At 64.3% G+C, this 22,591-nt stretch carries 19 protein-coding genes; 9 read left to right on the top strand and 10 right to left on the bottom strand.

The genetic code is table 11. The features are described from left to right. Positions 1 to 34: 34 nt before the first annotated feature. Positions 35 to 1,195, bottom strand: a complete 1,161-nt coding sequence (locus AAHK20_RS04430; RefSeq protein WP_449180227.1) for a muconate/chloromuconate family cycloisomerase — start codon at positions 1,193 to 1,195, stop codon at positions 35 to 37. A 93-nt stretch (positions 1,196 to 1,288) separates the two neighbouring features. On the opposite strand from AAHK20_RS04430, the gene AAHK20_RS04435 reads away from it, so the two are divergent. Continuing rightward, entirely contained in the window at positions 1,289 to 2,176 is an 888-nt protein-coding gene (locus AAHK20_RS04435; RefSeq protein WP_449180228.1) for a LysR family transcriptional regulator, read from the top strand. Positions 2,177 to 2,194: 18 nt separating this feature from the next. Here the strand turns inward: AAHK20_RS04435 and AAHK20_RS04440 are convergent, their stop codons facing one another. Continuing rightward, entirely contained in the window at positions 2,195 to 2,851 is a 657-nt protein-coding gene (locus AAHK20_RS04440; RefSeq protein ID WP_449180229.1) for a lysozyme inhibitor LprI family protein, read from the bottom strand. 18 nt (positions 2,852 to 2,869) lie between these two features. Continuing rightward, on the bottom strand, positions 2,870 to 3,787 hold the full coding sequence (locus AAHK20_RS04445; protein WP_449180230.1) for a LysR family transcriptional regulator: 918 nt from the start codon (positions 3,785 to 3,787) through the stop codon (positions 2,870 to 2,872). A gap of 103 nt (positions 3,788 to 3,890) precedes the next feature. Between AAHK20_RS04445 and AAHK20_RS04450 the strand changes: the two genes are divergently transcribed. Continuing rightward, complete coding sequence (locus AAHK20_RS04450; protein ID WP_449180231.1) at positions 3,891 to 4,628, top strand: SDR family oxidoreductase; 738 nt, start codon at positions 3,891 to 3,893, stop codon at positions 4,626 to 4,628. Positions 4,629 to 4,690: 62 nt separating this feature from the next. Here the strand turns inward: AAHK20_RS04450 and AAHK20_RS04455 are convergent, their stop codons facing one another. Beyond that, positions 4,691 to 6,325, bottom strand: coding sequence for an NADP-dependent glyceraldehyde-3-phosphate dehydrogenase (locus AAHK20_RS04455; RefSeq protein ID WP_449180232.1), 1,635 nt, complete (start codon positions 6,323 to 6,325; stop codon positions 4,691 to 4,693). Positions 6,326 to 6,412: 87 nt separating this feature from the next. On the opposite strand from AAHK20_RS04455, the gene AAHK20_RS04460 reads away from it, so the two are divergent. Next, complete coding sequence (locus AAHK20_RS04460; protein WP_449180233.1) at positions 6,413 to 7,294, top strand: DMT family transporter; 882 nt, start codon at positions 6,413 to 6,415, stop codon at positions 7,292 to 7,294. Here AAHK20_RS04460 and AAHK20_RS04465 read toward each other — a convergent pair. Both AAHK20_RS04465 and AAHK20_RS04470 read right to left on the bottom strand, forming a co-directional pair. Then, on the bottom strand, positions 7,266 to 8,111 hold the full coding sequence (locus tag AAHK20_RS04465; protein ID WP_449180234.1) for an urea carboxylase-associated family protein: 846 nt from the start codon (positions 8,109 to 8,111) through the stop codon (positions 7,266 to 7,268). The two genes, AAHK20_RS04460 and AAHK20_RS04465, sit on opposite strands and share 29 nt — an antisense overlap. 58 nt (positions 8,112 to 8,169) lie before the next feature. Continuing rightward, a complete protein-coding gene (locus tag AAHK20_RS04470) occupies positions 8,170 to 9,915 on the bottom strand; it encodes a serine hydrolase (RefSeq protein WP_449180235.1) in 1,746 nt (581 codons plus the stop codon). Here AAHK20_RS04470 and nuoN point away from each other — a divergent pair. Continuing rightward, complete coding sequence (gene nuoN, locus AAHK20_RS04475; protein WP_449180236.1) at positions 9,895 to 11,370, top strand: NADH-quinone oxidoreductase subunit NuoN; 1,476 nt, start codon at positions 9,895 to 9,897, stop codon at positions 11,368 to 11,370. The two genes, AAHK20_RS04470 and nuoN, sit on opposite strands and share 21 nt — an antisense overlap. A gap of 97 nt (positions 11,371 to 11,467) precedes the next feature. Here nuoN and AAHK20_RS04480 read toward each other — a convergent pair whose 3' ends face one another. Next, positions 11,468 to 13,681: a TonB-dependent siderophore receptor gene (locus tag AAHK20_RS04480; RefSeq protein ID WP_449180237.1), complete on the bottom strand. Its 2,214-nt coding sequence runs from the start codon at positions 13,679 to 13,681 to the stop codon at positions 11,468 to 11,470. 183 nt (positions 13,682 to 13,864) lie between these two features. On the opposite strand from AAHK20_RS04480, the gene AAHK20_RS04485 reads away from it, so the two are divergent. The 4 genes from AAHK20_RS04485 (at position 13,865) to AAHK20_RS04500 (ending at position 17,307) form a co-directional block, all read left to right on the top strand. Then, entirely contained in the window at positions 13,865 to 14,503 is a 639-nt protein-coding gene (locus tag AAHK20_RS04485; RefSeq protein ID WP_449180238.1) for a LysE family translocator, read from the top strand. A gap of 266 nt (positions 14,504 to 14,769) precedes the next feature. Further along, positions 14,770 to 15,318 (top strand): RNA polymerase sigma factor, encoded by a 549-nt coding sequence (locus AAHK20_RS04490; protein ID WP_449180239.1) that lies wholly within the window; start codon positions 14,770 to 14,772, stop codon positions 15,316 to 15,318. Then, positions 15,315 to 16,226, top strand: a complete 912-nt coding sequence (locus AAHK20_RS04495; protein ID WP_449180240.1) for an anti-sigma factor family protein — start codon at positions 15,315 to 15,317, stop codon at positions 16,224 to 16,226. Before AAHK20_RS04490 ends, AAHK20_RS04495 begins: the two co-directional genes overlap by 4 nt. A 259-nt stretch (positions 16,227 to 16,485) precedes the next feature. Beyond that, the gene (locus tag AAHK20_RS04500; RefSeq protein ID WP_449180241.1) at positions 16,486 to 17,307 is read left to right on the top strand and encodes a hypothetical protein; all 822 of its coding nucleotides are present in this window, start codon (positions 16,486 to 16,488) and stop codon (positions 17,305 to 17,307) included. 17 nt (positions 17,308 to 17,324) lie between these two features. Here AAHK20_RS04500 and AAHK20_RS04505 read toward each other — a convergent pair whose 3' ends face one another. After that, positions 17,325 to 18,179, bottom strand: a complete 855-nt coding sequence (locus AAHK20_RS04505; protein WP_449180242.1) for a helix-turn-helix domain-containing protein — start codon at positions 18,177 to 18,179, stop codon at positions 17,325 to 17,327. A gap of 375 nt (positions 18,180 to 18,554) precedes the next feature. On the opposite strand from AAHK20_RS04505, the gene alr reads away from it, so the two are divergent. Continuing rightward, positions 18,555 to 19,685, top strand: a complete 1,131-nt coding sequence (gene alr / locus AAHK20_RS04510) for an alanine racemase (RefSeq protein ID WP_449180243.1) — start codon at positions 18,555 to 18,557, stop codon at positions 19,683 to 19,685. Positions 19,686 to 19,757: 72 nt separating this feature from the next. On the opposite strand, the gene AAHK20_RS04515 is transcribed toward alr, so the two are convergent. After that, a complete protein-coding gene (locus tag AAHK20_RS04515; protein ID WP_449180244.1) occupies positions 19,758 to 21,968 on the bottom strand; it encodes a xanthine dehydrogenase family protein molybdopterin-binding subunit in 2,211 nt (736 codons plus the stop codon). A 3-nt stretch (positions 21,969 to 21,971) separates the two neighbouring features. Beyond that, positions 21,972 to 22,433, bottom strand: a complete 462-nt coding sequence (locus tag AAHK20_RS04520) for a (2Fe-2S)-binding protein (protein WP_449180245.1) — start codon at positions 22,431 to 22,433, stop codon at positions 21,972 to 21,974. Positions 22,434 to 22,591: the final 158 nt, after the last annotated feature.

The following is a 22,591-nucleotide window of genomic DNA, read 5'->3' on the forward strand; positions in this document are numbered from 1 at the left end:
TCAATGTGCTTGGCTGCAGTTTTAAGGCTTCGCGTCAACGGGTGACCGTCACGCTCGCACCACGTGTCGCGTCGCGGCGCAGCCGGCCGATCCGCTCCCAATCGAGTTCAATGCCGAGCCCCGGTCCATCGGGCAAGGCCAGCGAAAAATTCTCGTAACGCAACGGCTCCGTCAGAATCTCTTCGGTCAAGAGGAGCGGGCCGAACAGCTCGGTGCCCCATTTGAGCTCGTCGAACGTGCTGAAAAGCTGCGCCGACGCGATCGTGCCGACCGCTCCCTCCAGCATCGTGCCGCCGTACAGATCGATGCCCGAAGCGAGCGCGATGGCCGCCACGTCCGCGGCGCCGGTCAAGCCGCCCGATTGCGCGATCTTGACCGCGAAGACATCGGCGGACTTCGTGCTGGCGAGCGCAAACGCGTCGACCGGTCCATGCAGCGCCTCGTCCGCCATCACCGGCACGCGATCCAGCGCCGTGAGCCGCTTGAGCCCGCGCGGGTTGCCGGTATCGATCGGCTGCTCGACCAGATCCACGCCCGCGTCCGCCAGCCGTCCGATCGCCCAGACCGCTTCCGCTTCGCTCCACGCCTGATTCACGTCGACGCGCACTTCGGCGCGGCTGCCGAGCGCCGATTTGATCGCCGCGACGTGCGCCACGTCGTCGGCGACGGCGCGCGCGCCGATCTTCAGCTTGAACACGCGATGACGTTTCATCTCCAGCATCGCTTCCGCTTCGTCGATATCGCGCCGCGTGTCGCCGCTCGCGAGCGTCCAGGCGACGTCGACCGAATCGCGCACCCGTCCGCCGAACAACTCCGACAGCGGCACGCCGACCCGCCGCGCCTGTGCATCGTAGAGCGCGGTCTCGATCGCGCACTTCGCAAAGCGATTGCCCTGGAACAGCGCGCGCAGCTGCTTCATCGCCGCGCCGGGACGCGTCGGGTCCATGCCGGCGAGCATCGGCGCGAAATAGGTGTCGATGTTCGTCTTGATGCTTTCCGGGCTTTCCTCGCCGTAAGCGAGCCCGCCGATCGTCGTGCCCTCGCCCCAGCCCGTTATACCGTCCGAGCATCGAATTCCGACCAGCACCAAGGTCTGACAATTCATCGTCGCCACCGACAGCTTGTGCGGGCGAATCGTGGGCACGTCGACCAGAATCGTCTCGACGGCCTCTATTTTTAGGGGTTTTGCTATCATGCGGCTCTCTCCTCCTGTTGCAAATCATAGTAAGAGCAGCGGGCGGACGAGTCCAACACCGATTCGATCTACTTTCATACTCTGCGGGTATGCATGGAAATCCGTCTACTCCGGTACTTCGTGGCGGTCGCCGAGGAAATGAACATCACGCGCGCGGCCGAGCGTCTGCACATGACGCAGCCGCCGCTGTCCCGCCAGATTCAGCAGATCGAAGAAAGCGTGGGCCTGGCGCTGTTCGAGCGCGGCTCGCGGCCGCTGAAGCTCACCGAAGCGGGCCGCATCTTCTACGCGCAGGCGCAGCGCCTGATCGCCGAAAGCGATGAGCTGCTGCCGCTGACGCGCCGCCTCGCGCAGCTGGCCGATCGCATCATCATCGGGTTCGTGTCGTCGACGCTGTATGGGCCGCTGCCGGAGGTGATCCGCGCGTTTCGCGAGGCCGCGCCTCACATTCAGCTTTCACTCGTGGAGATGTTCACGATCGAGCAGTTGAGCGCGCTGAAAGGCGGACGCATCGACGTCGGCTTCGGCCGCCTGCGCTTCGACGACCCGCAGCTCGCGCGCGAAGTGCTGTTCGACGAGCCGCTGATCGCCGCGCTGCCGGAGGGGCATCCGCTGGCGGCGGGCGACACGCCGGTCACGCTCGAAGCGCTCGCGGCGGAAACGCTGATCGTGTATCCGTCGACGCCGCGGCCCAGCTTCGCCGATCAGCAGCTCTCCGCGTTTCGCGACCACGCGCTCGAGCCCGGCAGCACGCAGGAGGTGCGCGAGTTGCAAACGGCGCTGGGACTGGTGGCCGCGCAGGTCGGCGTGAGCCTCGTGCCTGCGGGTGTCGATGGGTTGCGAGCGCGCGGCGTCGTGTATCGCCCGCTCGCGGACGCGCATGTGAGTTCGCCGATCATCATGAGCCGGCGCGTGCAGGATCAGAGCGAAACGACGGCGCTGTTCTGTGAGATTGCGCGGAAGTTTTTTGCGCCGGCGTAGTCAGGATCAGCGGTGGGCTTAGCGATCCGGCGCGGCGTTCGGATCGCGATCGGCAGCCACGTAGGTGCCGTCGTAGAAAACATTGTGCCCGGCGCCGCACGTGGGGGCGTCGCCTTTCTGGTCCACCTCGAGATGGTTCAGCACGCGCTTGAAGATCAGCACGCAGCCTTCGGTGTCGCTGTCCGCGTCGCCGACGTAGCGCGCGGCGTCTTCATCCACGAGCGATGCCTTGCCCAGCAATTCGCCCGAATTCGAACCGGCCCACGCGCTGACTTCGAACTCGAACTCGCCCTTCTCGACGTCGCGAATCACCAATTCCGATGCCGCCATGCCGCTCGAATCCACCCGCCACCAATGCGCGTCCCACTCAAACGGCTGGCTGCCGGCGCGCAGCACCGTGAGGCGCTCCGAGTATTGCTGGCGCAGGCAGCCGTTGTCGCTCGCGCAGCGGTTGCGCTCGGCGAGCCACGCGAGCTGGTCGGCTTTCCAGTCGTCGGCGTCGTCGGAAGTTTTGAGCACGTGATCGTAAGCGTCGCCCAGTTCGCGGTCCATCTTGGTCAGCAGCGGGTCCGCGCAGACGCGCTGCTCGGTCGGCGACTTCGCCTTCGAGCAATCGAAGCCTGCCGCCGATGCCAGCATCGGCGGCAACAGCATCAGGAAGAGCAGTTTTTTCATCGAAATCCTTGGGGTCTCTCAGGCAAACACGTCCATTCCTTGCACGAGCCGCTTGGCCAGGCGCGGCTGCCGCAGTTGCTCCAGCCACCATTGCAACGCGCGCCCTTCGCGATCGCCGCGCCATCCTACATACAACACGTTGGGCTCGCGAGGATCGGCCGTGCGTTTTTCCACTAAATCGCCGCGCTTGAGCAGCGACGCCACGCGATGGCGCGGCACCCAGCCGACGCCAAGCCCGTCGCGCTGCGCGACGATCTTCGCATGCATCGACGGCACGGCGAGCGCCGCTTGGCCGCCGAGCACGCCATAGGCGCGCGCGCCGGAAACGCGCGCAGAATCGGCCACCGCGACAGAGCGATGCTGCGCGATCTGCTCGCGCGCAAGCGGCCCGTCGACGCCCGCCAGCGGATGACGCGGCGACACCGCGAACACCCACTCGACTTCGCCCAGTTCGAACCAGCGCAAGCCCGCAATGGCGGGGGGCTCGTTGGTCGCGCCGACGATCAAGTCGGCGCGACCGTCGCGCAGCGCCTCCCAGGTGCCGCCCAACACCTCGTGCGTGACACGCAGCTTGACGCCGGAATCGAGCGCATCGAACGTGCGGATCACCGGAATCAGCAGCTCGAACTCAAGAAGCTCGTCGGTCACGATCCATAGACGGTCTTCCCAGCCGCTCGCCACCTGCTTCACGCGCTGCGTGAGGCGCGCCACGTCCTGCATGAGCCGCCCCGCCTCGTCGACGAGCAGGTTCCCGGCCGGCGTCAGTTGCAGGCGGTAGCGCCGGCGGTCGAACAGTAGCGCGTCGAAGCGCGATTCGAGCTGGCGCGCCGCGTGCGAGATGGTGGACGGCGCCTTGCCGAGACGCGCCGCCGCGCGCGACAGGCTGCCGCTTTCACGGATCGCTTCGAGCAGCGCCAATTCGTCTTCGGACAACATATTCGATTCCTTCGAACGAGTTCATCGCGCCCATCGTATGGCAAACGCGTCCGGCGAGTCCACCATGTGCTCACCTCATTCGATTTTGTTCAAGGAGAACATCATGGCACGCTTCACTGGCAAAACTGTCCTCGTCACCGGCGGCAACAGCGGCATCGGCCTCGTCACCGCACAAGCCTTCGCGGCCGAAGGCGCACGCGTCGTCATCACCGGGCGCGATAGCGCCTCGCTCGCAGCGGCGCAAGCCACGCTGGGCGGCAACGCGCTCGCCGTGCAAAACACCACCGGCACGGTGGCCTCGGCACGCGAACTGGCGCGCGTGCTGACCGCGGAAAACATCAAGCTCGACGCCGTGTTCATCAATGCGGGCGTCGCGAAGTTCGCGCCGTTCACCGACGTCGACGAAGCCATGTGGGACTTGACCTTCGACAGCAACGTCAAAGGCGCGTACTTCCAGCTCCAAGCGCTCGTGCCGCTGCTCAATCGCGGCGCCTCGATCGTGCTCAACGGCTCGATCAACGCGCATATCGGCATGCCGGCGTCGTCGGTCTATGCGGCCAGCAAGGCGGCGCTGAACACGTTCGCCAAGACGCTGTCGGCCGAACTGCTGCCGCTCGGCGTGCGCGTCAACGTGGTCAGCCCCGGCCCGGTGACCACGCCGCTTCATGTGAAGCTCGGCCTCGATGAGAGCACGGCGGCAGCGATGAAAGGCCAGATTCCGCTCGGCCGCTTCGGCACGTCGGAGGAAATTGCCGCTACGGTGCTGCATCTCGCGTCCAGCGAATCGGCGTTCATCGTCGGCACGGAGATCATCGTCGACGGCGGGATGAGCCAGCTTTAAGCGGCGCGGGGGTAAATGGGGAAAGCCGTCGCTCCAGAGCGGCTTTCCCTCCCTTCATCGAATCAAAGAATGAACCCGGTGTTGATGAACTTCGATTGATGGTTGTTGACGATCGAATCGAGCAGCGCTTTGCTCGCGTCGGTTTCCTTCGCCGCGACCATCGAGCGGATCGAGAAACAGCGCAGCGCGTCAGTGACAGATAGCGTGCCTTCGGCCGAGTCCTTCCGCCCCGCGAACGGGAACGTATCAGGCCCGCGCTGACATTGGCAGTTCAGATTCACGCGGCACACCTGGTTCACCAACGGATCGACCAGCTCGCCGATCTGCTCCGGGTTCTGTCCGAAGATGCTGACCTGCTGGCCGTGATCGGACGTGATCACGTAGTCGAGCGCCGTTTCGAGGTCGTCGAACGGCGTCACGGGAATGAGCGGCCCGAACTGCTCCTCGCGGTAAAGCATCATGCCTTCGGTCACCGGATAGACCACCGCGGGATAGAAGAGCGTCTTGCAGAACACGCCGCCGCCAGCGCCTTCGTTCACCACCGTTGCGCCCTTGGCCTTCGCGTCGTCGATGGCCGCGGTCATGTAGGCGGTGCGGTGCATGCCGGGCAGCGGCGTGATGTTGACGCCCGCCTCCCACGGCATGCCGACCTTGAGCTTGCCAAGCTCCTCGACAAAGCGCTTCAAGAACGGCTCGACGATCGACCGATGGACGAGCAGCATCTTGAGCGCCGTGCAGCGCTGACCGTTGAACGACAGCGCGCCGAGCAGGCACTCCTTCACGGTCAGATCGAGATCGGCGTCGGGCAGCACGATCGCGGCGTTCTTCGCGTCGAGCCCGAGGATCGCGCGCAGCCGGTGCGACTTCGGATGCTGCTTCTTCAAGTGATCGGCGACCTTGCTCGAACCGATCAGCGCGAGCACGTCGATCTTGCCGGACGCGAGCATGTGCGGCACCACGACAGCGCCCGGCGCATAGATCGTATTGATCACGCCCTTCGGGAACGCGGTGCGGAACGCGTCGAGCAGTGGCTCGAACAGCAGCGTGCCATATTGCGGCGGCTTGAACACCACCGTGTTGCCCATCAGCAGCGCGGGGATCAGCGTCGCGAACGTCTCGTTGAGCGGATAGTTGTACGGCCCCATGCACAGCACGACGCCTAGCGGCGTGCGGCGGATCTGGCCGATCGTGTGCTCGTTGATGACGAAGCGCGAGTTGCTGTTGTCGAGATCCTTGAGGGCTTCGATCGTCTGCACCATGTAGGTGATGGTGCGGTCGAACTCCTTGGCCGAATCGGCCGCGCTCTTGCCGATTTCCCACATGATGAGGTTCACGATCTCCTTGCGCCGCGCGACCATTTGCCGGATGAAATCCTGCATGCAGGCAATGCGCTGCGCGACGGTCATCGTCGGCCATTCGCCGCGCCCGTGGTCGTAGGCGCGCACGGCGGCATCGAGCGCGGCGTCGCTCTCGGTCTCGCCCATGACCGGGTAGCTACCGATTTCGACCTGCTCGACTTCGCCGGATGCCGCGCGCACGCAGACCGGCGACAGCACCGTCTTGCACTGGCCGTCCCACGATTTGATCTCGCCGTCGACCAGCGACACGCGCTGATGAATCGGGGCCGGCATGCCGGCTGCCTCCGGCACGTGGCCCGCTTCGGGAAAGAGCTGCTTCAAGTCGTCAAACGTGATCATGGGTGTCGCTCCGCTTGAGGGTTGTCGGACTTCGGAGCCATGCTAACGCCAAACCCGCCGTTCACGGCCAGATCGCAAGGACGCAAAGTGAAAACGAACGAACAGCTGGCCGGAATCGGCTATGGATTGCTCGCCGCGCTAATTTGGGGCGGGTTCCCGGTCGTGACGCGGCTCGGCGTCACGCACTCGGGACTGGATTCCTACGATATCGCCTTCGTCCGTTACGTGGTCGCCGGGGTGCTCCTGTTCCCGTTTCTGCTTCGCCGCGGCCTGGGAGGCGTGAGTCTGCCGACCGCCGCGCTGATGGTCGTCGGGGTCGGCGCGCCTTACATCCTGGTGGTGGCCACGGCCTTGAGCCGCGTGCCGGTCGGATACTTCGCGCTGGCGCCAGGCAGCATGATCGCGTTCACCGCGATTCTCAGCCACTTCGTCGTGAAGGATCACCTCTCCGCGACGCAGAAAATCGGCATTCTGACCATCTTGATCGGCATGGGCCTGGCGGCAGACAGCGCGCTGTCAGGCGCCGGCGGCGGGCTTGCCATGTCGCTGTTCGTGTTGAGCGGGTTGTTGTGGTCGATCTATAACGTCACCGCGAAACAAAGCGGAGTCAGCGCGCTGCGGGCGACGGCCATCGTTTCGGTCGGCTCGGCGCTGCTCTATAGCCCGTTCTATATCTGGGACCGAGGCTTGGCGTTCCTCCATGCGCCGATCGGCGCCGTCGCCCTACAAGCGGTTTATCAAGGCGTGATGGTGTCGATATTGGGCCTCTACTTCTTCAGCAAAGCCGTCTCGATCCTCGGCCCGACGCTCGGCGCCACCTTTGCCGCGCTCGTGCCGCTCCTCGGGACGGTGGAAGCGGTCTGGCTGCTGAACGAGAAGCCACGTTGGCTGACGGTGATCGGTATCGTGGTCGTGACGATCGGCATGATCGCCAGCCTGATCACTTCCAATCGGGCACCTCGACTTTGAGCCCATGCAGCCCGCGATACTCGGCGATTTCCGGCGACTTCCATCCGGCGAGCAATTCGGGCGCGAGGCTGTACACCTCGATCCCCAGCGGCCGGCACACGTCGAGCGGGTCGCGCGCGTCGGCCCCCCACATCGGCACCGACAAATCGCCGCCCGGGCACGTCGACAGCGCGCACAACAAGTCGATTTCCGCGAAGAACTCCAGATAGTCGCCCTGCTGTGCCGGGCACGCCTTCATGAAGTACTGGTCGTCCAGATTGAGGCCCGTGCATTGAAAGACGTTGAGCACGTCGTGCACGTCGAACTCCGTCAAGCCGTACGGCAGGATCGCGCGCGTCAGGTTCGAATGGCAGTGGAAATGAAAGTCCTCGCCGGTCAGCATCCGGTTCACGTACGGGTCGCAGCGCGTGCCGAGCAGGTCGTGCACGCGCCCGCCGTGCTCGTCGACGCCGTAGTTCGCGAGCGTGTCGTCGGTGATGGTCACCATCGGGCGCAGGAACGGCAGCGTGGACCACAGCCGATCGAACGTGCTCACATGCGCCTGCTGCAACTGCCGCGTGCGCGACGCCCAAAAGCGCTCGCGCGGATCGTGCCGGTTCCACATATTGAGGTCGGCGACCTGCGGGCCTTCGATCGTGACGATCCGGAACACGTGACCGGCCGGCACCGTCCAGGCCTGGCCCGAGCGGATCGGCACCACGATCGATTCGACGAGCGTGCGCGTGTCGTGCCGCGACGCGATACGGCGGTAGAAGTCGCGGTCGACGTCGAGCGCGGAGCCCTTCGTGACCTGATACGCGGCGGGATAGTTGAGCATGGTCGATGTCCTCCTTGGCGCGGTTGCGCTCGGCGCGAAGATCCATCGCCTTCGGCCGCTACTGCGCGCGATCAAAATGTCCGTAGTTGGCCGTGAAGGCATGCGGCACCCTGCTGCCGTCAAAGCCGGTGGCGCGCGGATCGCCTTCCTTGAAAGCAAACGTGAGGAGGCCCGGCGGTATGTCGGGGTTCTCGAACGTCATCAGGAACGAATCGGCCGACCAATGCGTCAGCTTCCCAGGATAGTCGTGCGCGCCGATTTTCATAGCGAGGCTATCGCCGTCGCGTATCACGACAAGTTGTCCATACAGCGGGCTGACAAAGAGGCCGGTGTAGGCGTCGAGGTCGTGCGTGAGAGGCTTTGCGTCGGCCGGAGGCTTGGGCACATCGAGCAGCGCAATCCATCCTGGTTGCTCTTCGTGAATTTGCTTTTGCAAGTCCCGTCCAGACGGACCGAGTTCGCGCTCGAGAAACTCCGCACGAACGGCCTCGGGAAACACCGTCACTTGCTTGTTGGCGAAGATCGCAATGCCGATGTGACGCTCCGGAATCAGCGTGACGATGGTGCGCATGCCGTTCAGCGCACCGTTTTTCTCGATCACGCGCCAGCGAAGGAAGTGATAGCTTTCGCAGCCGAGCCCGGACGAGTCGTTTGGGTCGTTCAGCGGACCGCCGGCGCCCTGCACCATGCTCGCCGCGAAGATCTCCGTCACGGTTTCCTTGGTCAGAATCGATTTGCCTTCGAATGTGCCTTGCGCGAGCAGCATCGTCATCCAGTGCGCGATGTCGCGTCCCGTGGAAACGATCGCGCCCGCGCCGCTGAATTTGTCGACGTTCTCGTACGGCATGATCGAACCGTCGAGGTTGTGAGCCGTGGCTCGATTGTCGTCCTTGAAAAGCTCCGCCTGTACCGGACCGCTGCGCGTCATGCCGAGCGGCACGAGCATCGTGCTCGACAGCAATTGCGGGGGGCTCATTCCCGCAGCGCGTGCCGCGCTGTACTGCCCCAGGAAAATGCCGTAGTTCGAATAGGCCCAGTTCGACCGGAAGCTATGGTCGAATGGCTGGAAGCGCGCGCGGTGCAGGAGTTCGTCGGAGCTGAAGTCGAGCTGAGTGAGCAGGTCGTCGGTGTAGGCCGGCAGCCCGGTGCGGTGCGCGAAGAAATCCCGCAATGTGGCGCTCTGCGTGGCGTACGGTTCGGCGAGCGCGGTCTCGGGCGAAAAAGTCCTGACCGGGGCGTCCCAAGAAACCACGCCCCGATCGACCAATGCCCCGACCGCCGTCGCGGCGATGAACTTGCTCATGGACGCGATCTGGAATCGCGTATCCGCGTCGACGGGCGCCGCTTCGCCACGACGACGCACGCCGTACCCTTTCAGGAACGCCGTGCCCTCGTCGCTGGCCACGACGACAACCGCTCCGGGCACGCCATAGTCATCGAGCGTTTTCTTGATGAACTGGTCGAACGTCAGTCCGTTCATTTCGCGCTCAAGGGGATCTTGCGCACGCGCGGGCCGCAGCGGCGCCAGCGTCGAGGCCAGGAGCAGCAGCATCGCGATCCAGCGGGATCGTATTGCGATTGTCGCGGTCATCGCCGTCCTGAGCGGAACCCTTTGTCGTGCAACGATGCTGCGCCGCTCCGGTTGCAATTCAATGTAGGAACCCGTGTTGATCGAAGTAATTAGGGTATTCCGCGATGCAGCAGAGCCGACCGCCCGTTTCGAACATCCGTTTTTGGGCGCAAACTTCGCCCAGCCCCATCCACCGAAAGAGCCATCCCCATCATGCAAAGCGCACCGATGCATGTGCTGTTTCCCGACGGGCTCATCGTGCTCGCCATCGTGATCGGCTCCCGGACAGGCGACTTCTGGTCCGAAGCCACCAACCGGCGTCTGACTTACCTCATCGCACTGTGGTCTTCGACCGCCGCGGGCGTGGCGTTCGCGCTCCAATCGCTGGACCCGCACCAGTACTTTTTCTTCTCGCGCACGATCGTCGTCGATCCGTTCGCCAGCGTAATGAAGGCCGCCGTGTCGCTCGGCTTCGCTGTCACGCTCGTCTATTCGCGCCGGTACCTCGAAGATCGAGAGCTGTTCCGCGACCACGTGTTCCTGCTCGCCATGTTCTCGCTGCTCGGCCAGTTGATCATGATCTCGGGCAACCACTTCCTGATGCTGTACCTCGGCCTCGAGCTGATGTCATTGCCGCTGTACGCCATGGTCGCGCTGCGCCGCGACGTCGCGACATCGAACGAAGCCGCGATGAAGTACTACGTGCTTAGTGCATTGGCGACGGGTTTCCTGCTGTACGGCATCTCGATGCTCTACGGCGCGACGGGCTCTCTCTACTTGAACGAAGTCCTGAAGACGGTTGCGTCAGGCAGCGCCAACAATGCCGTGCTGCTGTTCGGCGTCGTGTTCCTCGTCGCGGGCGTGGCGTTCAAGATGGGCGCCGTGCCGTTTCATATGTGGGTGCCCGACGTCTATCAGGGCGCGCCGACCGCGATGACCCTGTTCGTCGGCGGCGGACCGAAGGTTGCGGCGTTCGCGTGGGGGCTGCGCTTCCTGGTGATGGGCTTGCTGCCGCTCGCCGTCGACTGGCAGCAAATGCTGGTGATTCTGGCGGCGCTGTCGCTGATCGTCGGCAACATCACGGGGATCGTTCAATTCAACGTCAAGCGCATGCTGGCGTATTCGGCCATTTCGAACATGGGCTTCGTGCTGCTCGGACTCTTGGCGGGAGTCGTCGACGGCAAGGCCAGTGGCGCGGCCGGCGCTTACGGTTCGGCGATGTTCTACAGCATCGTGTATTTGCTGACGACGACGGGCACGTTCGGCGTGATCATGCTGCTCGCGCGCCGCGATTTCGAAGCGGAGACGCTCGACGACTTCAAGGGCTTGAACAAGCGCAGCCCCGTGTTCGCGTTCGTGATGATGATCATGATGTTTTCGCTTACCGGCATTCCGCCCACGGTCGGCTTCTACTCGAAACTCGCCGTGCTCGAAGCGACGTTGAACGCCGGCCTGCTGTGGCTCGCGGTGCTGGCCGTGATCACCTCGCTGTTCGGCGCGTTCTACTACCTGCGCATCGTCAAGCTGATGTACTTCGACGCGCCGCCCGACACGGCGCCGATTCTGGAAGGCGCCGGCAGCCGCGCGATCCTTGCGCTGAACGGCGTGGCGGTGCTGGTGCTCGGCCTCGTTCCGGGCGGGCTGATGGGGGTTTGCTTGAAGGCGATCTCGGATACGTTGGCGTTTTGAACGGCGCGGCCCACCTAGCCGGCCACAGCTACGCGCCCCGCCCTAGGCGGGCCCAGCTACGCGCCCCGAGCTAGGCGCTCCCACCTAGCCGGCCGCCTCAAAACTCCAGCCGCCCGCTGAACCTGAACTCACGCTCCGCCCCGATCGTCACGAACGGCAGGCCCGTGCAGCAACTCGACGTGTAATACGTGGAGTTGAAGATGTTATTCACGTTGAACTGCCAGTCGATCGTGCGCCCGAAAATGCGCGAGTCCCACGCGACGAACGCATCGGCCACATGCCCCCACGGCAGGTGATACACCTTGCCCGTGCCGTCCCCGACCGCGAGACTGCTGAACACACGGCCGCCCGCGCCCGCGCGCAGACGCCCGCTCACCGGGCCCGAGCCGATCACGCCGAAGTCGCGCGTCAAGTACAGCGCGGCCTCGTGCTTCGGCGCGTTCGGCAGGGGGTTGCCCGCGATCTTCGGATCGTCCTGATAGCGCGCCTCGGTGTACGCGTAGCTGCCGATCACGCTCCACCGATCCGTGAGCTTGCCGTTCATCTCGAGCTCGACGCCGCGCGAATATGCGCGCCCCGCGTTGCGCGTGTAGTTGATCCCGCCGATGGTCTCCGTCGTCTGGATGTTTTTCTTGTGGATGTCGAACAGCGCGACGCTCGCGGTCAGGTTGCGCGACACGTACTTCGAGCCGACCTCGTACGCTTTCGCTTCCTCCGGCGGCAAGTCGCCGATCGGCTGCGCAATCGACGTGTTCGGCCGGAACGATTCGCTGTAGCTCGCATAGAGCGACCAGTCCGGATCGATCTTGTAGACGACGCCCGCGCGCGGCACGACTTTGCCCGCATTGACGTGCGAGCCGACGACAAACGGCCTGCCCTTGCCGGTCAGTTCGTCGAACGATTCGTAGCGCAAACCGCCGAGCACGATCCAGCGATCGCTCAAATGCAGCGAGTCCTGAATGAACGCGCCGCGCGAAATCAGCTTGTCGGTCTGGTCGCTGTCGGCGTTCGACAGCGTGCTCGTCTGCGGCAGCAGTCCGTACACCGGCGCGTACATATTGAACGTCGAGTTGTTCTTGCCGCGATAGAGGTCGCCGAGCAGGCGGTAGTTGTGCATGTAGTCGACACCGGCAAGCACGTCGTTATCGAAGCCGGCGATCCGCAGCTTGCCCTCGACGTTCAGCGTCACGTTGTGAACGGTTTGCGTCGCGTTCTGCGTCGAGTCCACGCGCCGCGTCAGCACGCCGGTATTGAAGTTCGCCGAGAGCACGCGCGCCTGCCAGTCGTTGTAGTACGTGCGGTTGTATCCGTAGCCGAAGTGCAGCGTCCAATCGTTCGCGATCTTGTGATCGATGCGCAGGTTGACCGCGTCCGAGCGGCCGGCCGAGATGTTGTAGGGCTCATCGAGCCGCTCCGTCGTCGGGATCGCCACCGGATTGCCGGTACGCGGATCGATGATCGTGCCTCGGTCGAACGGCACCGAGTAGCTCATGTGCTCATAGGCGACGAGCACCGTCGTATCGCGGCCGTACCAGGCGAGGGATGGCGCGATCACGTCCTGGCGCGTCTGGCCGTAGTTGCGCCAGTAGTCCTCGCGCTGGTGATCGGCGATGAAGCGATAAGCGAGCCCCGAGGCGCCGATGGGCCCGGTCAGGTCGACCTGCGCGCCGCCTCCGCCGTAGCTGCTTCCGAAGCCGGAGACGCTGCCCGCGAAGTCCAGTTGCGGCTTCTTCGTCACCACGTTGATGATGCCGCCGGGGTCCTGGATGCCGTACAGCATCGACGCCGGCCCCTTCAGCACCTCGATGCGCTCGGTCGTCGGCGTGAAATTGCGCGGCTGCACCGACTGCATGCCGTCGCGCAGGATCGAGTTGTCGCGGTTGTCGCCGAAGCCGCGCTTGACGATCGCGTCGAGCGTGCCGCCGAGCGTGTTGCCCATGCGCACGCCCGGCACGGCGTCGAGGGCATCGGCGAGACTCGCGGGCGCGCGGTCCTCGATCGATTGCTGCGCCACCACGTTGACGGCCTGGGGCACGTCGACGAGCGGCGTGTCCGTGCGCGTCGCGACCGATGCGCGCCGCGGCTGGTAGCCGACCTCGTCGACCGCCCTCGCGCCCTGCACCGTGACTTCGGTCAGCGTGTGACCGGTTTCGACCGCCGCTGTTGTTTGAGCGGCCCCGGCGGCGGTCGCCGTCACGGTTTCCTGTGCAAGCGCATGCCGCGCCGCCGCCAGAAGCAAACCTTGCGACACGATCAGCGACCCGAGACGCGCCACGCGCCGGCGCTGGCCACACCGTTGCCAACCCTTCATATCCCCGACTCCCGCATTGCAAATGTAATTTTCGAGGGGTCGGATATTATCCGTAATGGGAATTATTCTCAATAAATAAATTTCTGAACGCTTACAGCGAGCGGCTGGGTTTACCGGAATCGGGCGCTCAGGAGCAGAATGACGGGCCCGATTCGCCGCATTTCCTACCCCTGGAGACGACACATGAATGCAACAACCGCGATCGCCACCATCCTGGTCACGCTGCTGGTAGGCGCCATGAGCCCGGGACCGAGCTTCATCATGGTCGCGAGAAACGCGATCGGCCTGTCGCGGCGCGACGGACTGGCAACGGCGTTGGGGATGGGGATCGGTGGCGTCTGCTTCAGCAGCCTCGCGCTGGTCGGGCTGTATTCGCTGCTGCAGTCGGTCGAGTGGCTGTACGCAGGCCTCAAGGTGGCGGGCGGCGCCTACCTCGTCTACATGGCGATCAAAATCTGGCGCGGCGCGGCCACGCCGCTCGATTTCAAGAACGAACGCGCGGCAGGTCATGAAAATGCGCGCAAGTCGTTCTGGATCGGGCTCAGCACGCAGTTGAGCAACCCGAAGACGGCCATCTTCTACGGCAGCATCTTCGCGGCGCTGTTGCCGCAGCATCCGCCGCTGTGGGCTTACTTCATCCTTCCGCCCGCCGTGTTCACGATCGAAGCCGGCTGGTACACCGTGGTCGCGCTGTGCTTTTCGAGCCGGCGTCCACGTGAAATCTATCTGAGCTGGAAGACGGGGATCGACCGCCTCGCGGCGGGTGCGATCACCGCGTTGGGCTTGCGATTGATGTTCACGGCGTTCAAGCGGGGGATTTGACGGACTGAGGGCGCGATCCGAATGCTTCGCGACGCTTGACCTCCGCTTCGCACTCGCCCGCATCGCGTCATCGAAATCGGGTATGAAAGCGAGAAGGAATATTTCTCAGCTTCAAGCGTTTTCAAAGGTGAACCCACAGCCATGAAGTTTTCTTTGCCAGAGGCTACGTTCGGACGCTATTGTCTATCTATACAAAGCGGCCAGACCGGTATTGCCTCGCGCCGCGTCACGCAAGCGCTTCAAGGGACACACCAGGACCTCTGTCGATGACCGGCGTAGATTTACCGAGCATGCTTCCTGAGATGCTCCCGCGGCTGTGGGCATTTGCACTTCGTCTGTCAGGCGACAGGCACGACGCTGAAGATCTCGTGCAGCGCGCATGCGTGCGCGCGCTTGAGCGCACGCATCAGCTTCAGCCCGGCACGTCGCCTCTCAGTTGGATGTTTGCGATCGTCCACACCACGTGGATCAACGAGATTCGGGCCCGCTCCGTGCGCAGCCGCACGGGTGCGGAATGGGATGACAGCCTGCTCGAAACCGTCGCCGATCCTGCCGCGCGCACGCCGGAAAACAACGTGATGATGGCGCAGATCGTCAGCGCGGTTGAACGATTGCCGGAGGCGCAGCGCGTGGTCATGCTGCTCGTGGCGGTGGAAGGTCTGAGTTACAGCGAAGCGGCCGAAGCGCTCGACGTGCCTATCGGCACGATCATGAGCCGTCTTGCACGAGCGCGTCAGACCATCGGCCTGCAGTTCGGAGCGCGGGAAGTGAAGAAAGTGAAAAACGGGGAAAGAAGCGAGGGCTCGTTCTCATGAAAACGGACGACATCTTGCTGATGGCGTATGTCGACGGCGAGTTGCCGGCGGAAGAACGCGAGGAAGTCGAGAAGCAGATTGCCGCGTCGGCGGAGGTAGCTGAGCGCGTCGCGCTTTTCGAGGCATCGCGCCTGCCGTATGGCGATGCATTCGCCCAGCAAAAATTGCCGCCTGTACCCGAGAGCTTGAAAAAAGCGATCGAGGACATGACGCGTAATTACGCGGCCAATGCTACGGCGCAGGATAAAAGCGCCAACGACCCGGTGCTGAAGCACGACGCGCAATTGCCGCCGTCGGCGCCGGTCCGCTCGCGCTTGCGCGTCGCGCCGATGTGGCTCGCGGTTGCGTTCGTGGCGGGCGTCTTTTGCTGTGGCGCCGTGTTGCGCTTTACGCCCGGCGTGAATTCGACGGCGGATACGACGGTCGCGTCCGCGAACGCGTTGCCGTGGGTCAAGGCCGTCGTTGGTTATCAAGCGATGTATGGGCGGGAAACGCTCGCCAACGCCACCCTCGATGCCGATGGGCTCAAGCAAATCGCGAGCGTCGTGCGCAGCGACGACGGTATCGCGCTTAGCGTCCCCGATTTGCGCGACGCCGGACTCACGCTGAGGCGCGTGCAGCGGCTCAATTTCCACGATCGCCGCGTCATTCAGATCGAATACCTGCCCGAGCAAGGGCCGCCGATCGCACTGTGCATCATCAAGGATGCGAAACCGGATCAGACGGTGGCCGCGCAGCGCATCAGCGATATGAACGTCGTGACGTGGCGGCAAGCGAATCTCGGCTATGTGCTGCTCGCCAAAGACAGCAGCGTCGATCTCACTGAGTTAGGCAAGCGCATCGCCGGTCACGGCGTCAGCGAGCTCATCGGGCAGGCTGACGTTTTAGATTTGAGCTTCCTCGGTTAAGCGCACCAATCATGCTTAAAGCGCATTCTTAAAGCGCTTAACGAAGCACTCGCTTTTGTGCTGCTCACGATTCAGCGATCACGCGGCATCGGACATTCCCTAAGACGCACATTTTCCCCTTCAGAACTCAAGAACGCCGCCGATATCGCAGGGACGCGGTGGAATCGAAGGCCCGAAGCAAAAAGCTAAAGCCTGCACGGCATCCGGCGGCCGCCGGTCACCATTCCCGCGTCGTCGCATAGCGAATCGAGGTGAAATCATGGGAATGAAATTGGCGCTTGGGGTGTCGATGGCACTGGTGTCGTTGACGGGTGCGCTGCAATCGGCGAGTGCGCTGGCCGATGGTCCGAAATCAGCCTACGAGAATGGCGGCGTCACCAATGCATCGCTCGATCCGGGCGAAGAGCAAATGACCGCCGATGAAGAGAACACCGCGCGCCTCAAGGACTTGAGCGACGCCTATCACAACGGCTACAACGCACGCGCGAAAGAAGACGCCGAAACGTATTCATCGCTACGCGATCAATTGAAGCATCCGCCGCAGCAAACGTCGGCGCAACTCATGCCGCCGCTGCCCGAGGGGGTGCCGCCGGGAGAGGGCAACGCGCAAGTCAAGCCGGTGCAACGGACTCAGGTCGCGCAGCGTGCGTTGCCGCCGCAGCCTCAAGAGCAGGCTCAGTATCAGCAACCGCAGCCTCAGTATCAGCAAGCGTATCAACAGCCGCAGTACGCACCGCCGCCACAAGCGCCGCGATATCAACCCGCGCCGCAGTACGCCGCCCCGCCCGCTTATGAAGAAGTCACGCAGGAGTATCAGGAGCCTGCGTATCAAGAAGCCGCGTATGCACCGCCGCCCCCTCCGCCGCCGCAGACGTATCAATACGTGCCGGTGTACACGCAGGCCGCTTACGTGCCCCAGCCGCCGGTTCAAGTGGCAATGCAACCCGTGGTGACGATTGCGCGACCGGTTGCGTATCCGGTCTATCAATCCGCGTACTGGGCGCCCCGCTATCGGCGCGCGTACACGGTTCGCTATGCCTATCCGGCGCAGCAGATGGCGGGGTATGGCGGTTGGGAGTGAACGCTTCCCCCGAACGCTCAATGCTCGCTTGAGTAGTGTTCCATCAATTGCAGATGACGAGCCTCGGTCTCGTCGTCTGCAGGGAACATGCATTCGATACGCAGTTCCTGCGCGGCGACGCTGATCGGCGTCCCCACACTCGTGACCATTGAAAAGTAGTTGAGGACCTCGCCGTCCTTGACGAAACCGATCGGTATCACCGGCAGGCCGGACGCCGCGCTCTGCGCGCCCAACGCGCCCCGCGACTTCCACTCCGCTTGCACGTCCGGATAGGCGAGCAGCTCGGCCAGCAACTGCTGCGTCTCGCCGTCGATCACGCGCCCCACCGATTCACGATGCACGCGCTGGATCAGGCTCTTCGCCACCGCTTCCCAATCGGCAACGAACGGACGCATGCCGTCCGGATCGAACACGAGATGCAGCATGTTGCGCGGCCCTTTGCGCGCATTCATGTCGAAGAAGCAATTGAAGAAGCGCGGCGCGGATTCATTGGTCATCAATACATTCCAGTACCGGTCCATGACGATGGCTGGAAACGGCTCGTGCTGACGCAAGATGCGTCCAAGCGCTTTGGTGATGCCCTGCATCTCCTGCGCATTCCAGGGCGCTTCCGGATACATCGGCGCGTACCCCGCCGCCAATAGCAGCGTATTGCGCTCGCGCAGCGGGACGTCGAGCGTCTGGGCAATGTCGATCAGCATCTGACGGCTTGGCACGCTGCGTCCGCTTTCGATGAAACTGATATGCCGCTGCGAGACGCCCGCATCGAGCGACAAATCCAGTTGACTCGTGCCGCGCAAATCCCGCCAATGACGCAGCAGCGCGCCGAGATCGCTGGACAAGGCTTGTGTGCCGGACTCTGCGGTTTTCATTGGCCTTTGCGTTCAAGTGGTGAGGTTGAGGATCGTTGGTCGATCGGGTGATGCGGGTAAGCATACGCTTCGCCGTTACCGCGCCAATTACCTCTCATGTAATAGAAAGTGCGCCGGCGTCCATCTCATCGCGCTCTTGATGTACGTCGCCTGGGGCATGTACATCGTGCTGTCCCGTCAGGCTCGCAGAATCAAGCGATGAGCCAAATCGGGCGCATTGATCGTATAAGTTCTTCCAACCAAAAACAGAAAAAAATACATTAACAAGAACTGGCTGCGAACCAATACTATTGCGGAAATCACCAGCCACCATTGAATCGGCAGACTCCCCGAAACGGTCCGCAAAGGACCGTTTTCTTCAGCCAAGGTACGCCCATGCCACGCCCGATCATCGCCCGCATTCAGCCCGATGCCGTCCGTCACAATCTCCAGCTTGCTAAACAGTGCGCGCCAAACTCGCGCGTCTGGGCCGTCGTCAAAGCGAACGCCTATGGCCACGGCATCGAGCGGATCTACTCCGCACTGGCTGAAGCCGATGGCATCGCGCTGCTCGATCTCGATGAAGCGGTGCGCGTGCGAGAGCTCGGCTGGACGAAGCCGGTGCTGCTGCTCGAAGGCGTCTTCGAGCCCCGTGACGTCGAGATCGCCGACGCGCGTCGCCTGACCGTCGCCGTCCATTGCGACGAGCAACTCGAGCTGCTGTCGGCCGCGAAGCTGCACCGGCCGATCGACATCCAACTGAAAATGAACTCCGGCATGAACCGCTTGGGCTTTCGCCCCGGCGCCTACGTGCAAGCCTGGCAGCGCGCACGCGCAACGGCGGCGATCGGCGAAATCGGCCTGATGAGCCACTTCGCGAATGCCGACGACGGCGCCATCGATTGGCAAGTCGACGAGTTCGACGCGGCCACGAAAGACCTCCCCGGCACGCGCAGCCTCTCGAACTCGGCTGCCGTGCTTTGGCATCCGCACGCGCACCGCGACTGGGTGCGGCCCGGCACGATCTTGTACGGCGCGTCGCCGACGGGCTCGGTGCGGCATGTCACGGGCTTCCCGCTGCGCGCGGCGATGTCCCTGACGAGCAAGATCATCGGCGTCCAAACCTTGGCGCCCGGCGAGACCATCGGCTACGGACGAACCTTCCAGGCCGAACGCGAGATCCGCATCGGCGTGGTCGCGTGCGGCTATGCCGACGGTTATCCGCGCCATGCGCCGACCGGCACGCCGATCGCAGTCGACGGCATCCGCACGCGGATCGTCGGACGCGTATCGATGGACATGCTGACCGTCGACCTCACGCCGTGCCCGGCGGCCGGCATCGGCTCGCGCGTCGAGCTATGGGGCGATCAGGTGAAGGTCGATGAAGTGGCGGAGGCGTCCGGGACGATCGGCTACGAGCTGATGTGCGCGCTGGCTCGGCGCGTGCCGGTCGAGATCGACGACGCGAGCCCCACAGAAGTTACGGATTCGCTGCAGGACGACGCTCGCCGACCGCAGGCGGCATAAAGCACAAAAAGCACGAAGGCCGGGAAACCCGGCCTTCGTGTTACTGCGCGTCACACTTCTCGGCTCACACCCTCAAGCCTCGCTCTTCCCCACATACGGCAGCGCATGAATGCGCTTGCCCGTAGCGGCAAAAATCGCATTCGCCACGGCGGGCCCGACCGGCGCCACGCCCGGCTCGCCCACGCCGGTAGGCGCTTCGCCCGACGGCACGATCGCCACCTCGACCTTCGGCATGGCGTCCATGCGCAGCACTTGGTAGCCGTCGAAGTTGTTCTGTTCGACGTGGCCGTCCTTGAGCGTGATCGCACCGTAGAGCATCGCGCCGAGGCCGAACCCGATGCCGCCTTCCATCTGCGCCGCGATGATGTCGGGGTTGATCGGCGTGCCGCAATCCACCGCGCAGACCACGCGATCGACCTTGACCTTGCCGTCCTTGTCGACGGTCACTTCGGCGACCTGCGCGACGTACGTGTCGAACGCTTCGGCGACCGCGATGCCGCGGCCCTTGCCCGCCGGCAGCGGCGTGTTGCTCCACCCAGCCCGCTGAGCCGCCAGGTCGAGCACCGCCTTCATGCGCGGCTCGTGATCGAGCAGATTGCGCCGGAACGTGTAGGGGTCCTGTCCGGCCGCGTGCGCCGCTTCGTCCATGAACGCTTCGACGGCAAACGCGGTATGCGAGCTGCCGACGACCCGCCACCACAGCACCGGCACCGGCGACTTCGTCGTCGTCAATTCGACGTTGACGTTCGGAATCGCGTAGGCGATGTTCGCGGCGCCTTCGACGGAAGTCGAATCGATGCCGTCCTTGACCATCACGGCCTCGAACGGCGTGCCCCCGAGGATGGACTGCCCGACGATGTGGTGATGCCAGCCGATCAATTGACCCTTGGCGTCGAGGCCCGCTTCGAGCTTGTGGAAATACATCGGGCGATAGCGGCCGCCGTGGATGTCGTCCTCGCGCGTCCATTGCAGCTTGACCGGCGTGCCGTTCGCGCCGAGCGCCTTGGCGATCGACACCGCTTCGACGATGTAGTCCGACTCCGTATTCGCGCGCCGCCCGAAGCTGCCGCCCGCGTAGAGCGTGTGGATGCTCACCTTCTCGGGCGGCAGGCCCGCCGTGTGCGCGGCGTTGGCCTGGTCGACGGTCTGGAACTGGTCGCCGGCCCAAATCTCGCAGCTGTCGGCCGTGAGCTTCACGACCGCATCGAGCGGCTCCATCGGCGCATGCGCGAGGTACGGAAATTCATAGGTGGCGGAGATTTTCTTGGCCGCGCCCTGAATCGCTTGCGACGCGTCGCCCGTGACGTGCGCAGGCTTCCCCGGCTGCTCGGCGAGCTGGCGATACGAGGCCATGATGTCCGCCGAACTGCGCTTTTCGGCGTTGGTGTCGTCCCACTCGACCTTGAGCGCATCGCGCCCCTGCTTCGCGGCCCAGAAGCTCTTGCCGACGACGGCCACGCCGCGCGGCACCTGCACGACATCCACCACGCCGGGCACCGCCTTGGCGGCGGTCGCATCGAACGACTTCACCGTCGCGCCGAACTGCGGCGGGCGCTGCATCAGCGCGACGAGCATGCCGGGGAACGTGACGTCGATCGTGAACTGCGCCGTGCCGTTCGACTTCGCCGCCGCGTCCACGCGCGGGATCTTCGCGCCGATCAGCTTGAAATCCTTGGGGTCTTTGAGCGTGACGGTATCCGGCACGGGCAGCTTGGCCGCGGCGGAGACCAGCGAACCGTAGGTCGCGCGGCGGCCGCTCGCCGGGTCGACGACGCTGCCGTGTTCGGTACGCAGCCGATCGGCCGGCACCTTCCATTTCGCGGCCGCCGCCGAGACGAGCATCGCGCGTGCTTTCGCACCGGCTTGGCGAAGCTGCATCCACGAATTCGCCATGGCCGAGCTGCCGCCCGTGCCCTGCATCGTGCCGAACGCGAGATTCGCGTAGCGCTTCGCATCGGCCGGCGCGCTCTCGACGCGAACCTGCGACCAGTTGGCGTCGAGCTCTTCGGCGACGATCGTCGCGATGCCCGTGTAAGCGCCTTGGCCCATCTCGACGTGCTTCGCGATCACGGTCACGCTGTCGTCGGCGCCGATGCGCAGGAACGCGTTGGGCTCAAACGTGGCGCCGGCGTGGGCGGGCGCCGCCGCGAACGCGCGCCGCGACGGGCCGGCCCATTGGAAGCCGATGGTGAGCGCCACGGCCACCGTGCCCGCGCCTTTCAAAAACGTGCGCCGCGCCGGGCGCGCGACGTCATCAACGATATCGGTCGTATCGGTCGTCATGGCTTATCCCTTGATCGAGTCGGCGGCGCTGTGGATGGCCGCGCGAATGCGCGTGTAGGTCGCGCAGCGGCAGATGTTGCCGCTCATCGCGGCGTCGATGTCGGCATCGGTGGGCGCATGGTTTTGTTCCAGAAGCGCCGACGCCGACATGATCTGCCCGGATTGGCAGTAGCCGCATTGCGGCACCTGGTGCTTGACCCACGCCGCCTGCACGGCCTTCGCAGGCTTGCTCTCCAAGCCTTCGATGGTGGTCACGTGCCGGCCGGCGACAGCCGCGAGCGGCAGCACGCACGAGCGCGTGGCCTGCCCTTCGAGATGGACCGTGCACGCACCGCATTGCGCCATGCCGCAGCCGAACTTCGTGCCGTGCAGCCCCGCGACTTCGCGGATCGCCCACAGCAAGGGCATGTTGGGATCGGCATCCAGCGTGGTGGGCTTGCCGTTGAGAGTGAACGAGATGGACATCGACAGCTCCGTTGGTTGTACTCGACGCGCTCGCTTGCAAGGCGCAGTCAACCGGGCCGGAGTCTCATCGATCGGCGGGCCGCAAGCGGAGGCGATCACGTGGGGGGCGTCGGCGGCTCTCAGGCGCGGCATAGCGTGCGGGTCGGGCCGGGGACGAA

This window comes from Trinickia camelliae, from assembly GCF_053525655.1.

Coding starts and splice junctions, on each gene's coding strand:
- AAHK20_RS04500 (WP_449180241.1), top strand. CDS start 16,486: ATGGGAATGAAATTGGCGCTTGGGGTGTCGATGGCACTGGTGTCGTTG.
- AAHK20_RS04520 (WP_449180245.1), bottom strand. CDS start 22,433: ATGTCCATCTCGTTCACTCTCAACGGCAAGCCCACCACGCTGGATGCC.
- AAHK20_RS04455 (WP_449180232.1), bottom strand. CDS start 6,325: ATGATCACGTTTGACGACTTGAAGCAGCTCTTTCCCGAAGCGGGCCAC.
- AAHK20_RS04430 (WP_449180227.1), bottom strand. CDS start 1,195: ATGATAGCAAAACCCCTAAAAATAGAGGCCGTCGAGACGATTCTGGTC.
- nuoN (WP_449180236.1), top strand. CDS start 9,895: ATGCAAAGCGCACCGATGCATGTGCTGTTTCCCGACGGGCTCATCGTG.
- AAHK20_RS04485 (WP_449180238.1), top strand. CDS start 13,865: ATGAATGCAACAACCGCGATCGCCACCATCCTGGTCACGCTGCTGGTA.
- AAHK20_RS04435 (WP_449180228.1), top strand. CDS start 1,289: ATGGAAATCCGTCTACTCCGGTACTTCGTGGCGGTCGCCGAGGAAATG.
- AAHK20_RS04480 (WP_449180237.1), bottom strand. CDS start 13,681: ATGAAGGGTTGGCAACGGTGTGGCCAGCGCCGGCGCGTGGCGCGTCTC.
- AAHK20_RS04490 (WP_449180239.1), top strand. CDS start 14,770: ATGACCGGCGTAGATTTACCGAGCATGCTTCCTGAGATGCTCCCGCGG.
- AAHK20_RS04450 (WP_449180231.1), top strand. CDS start 3,891: ATGGCACGCTTCACTGGCAAAACTGTCCTCGTCACCGGCGGCAACAGC.
- AAHK20_RS04495 (WP_449180240.1), top strand. CDS start 15,315: ATGAAAACGGACGACATCTTGCTGATGGCGTATGTCGACGGCGAGTTG.
- AAHK20_RS04445 (WP_449180230.1), bottom strand. CDS start 3,787: ATGTTGTCCGAAGACGAATTGGCGCTGCTCGAAGCGATCCGTGAAAGC.
- AAHK20_RS04515 (WP_449180244.1), bottom strand. CDS start 21,968: ATGACGACCGATACGACCGATATCGTTGATGACGTCGCGCGCCCGGCG.
- alr (WP_449180243.1), top strand. CDS start 18,555: ATGCCACGCCCGATCATCGCCCGCATTCAGCCCGATGCCGTCCGTCAC.
- AAHK20_RS04505 (WP_449180242.1), bottom strand. CDS start 18,179: ATGAAAACCGCAGAGTCCGGCACACAAGCCTTGTCCAGCGATCTCGGC.
- AAHK20_RS04470 (WP_449180235.1), bottom strand. CDS start 9,915: ATGCATCGGTGCGCTTTGCATGATGGGGATGGCTCTTTCGGTGGATGG.
- AAHK20_RS04465 (WP_449180234.1), bottom strand. CDS start 8,111: ATGCTCAACTATCCCGCCGCGTATCAGGTCACGAAGGGCTCCGCGCTC.
- AAHK20_RS04440 (WP_449180229.1), bottom strand. CDS start 2,851: ATGAAAAAACTGCTCTTCCTGATGCTGTTGCCGCCGATGCTGGCATCG.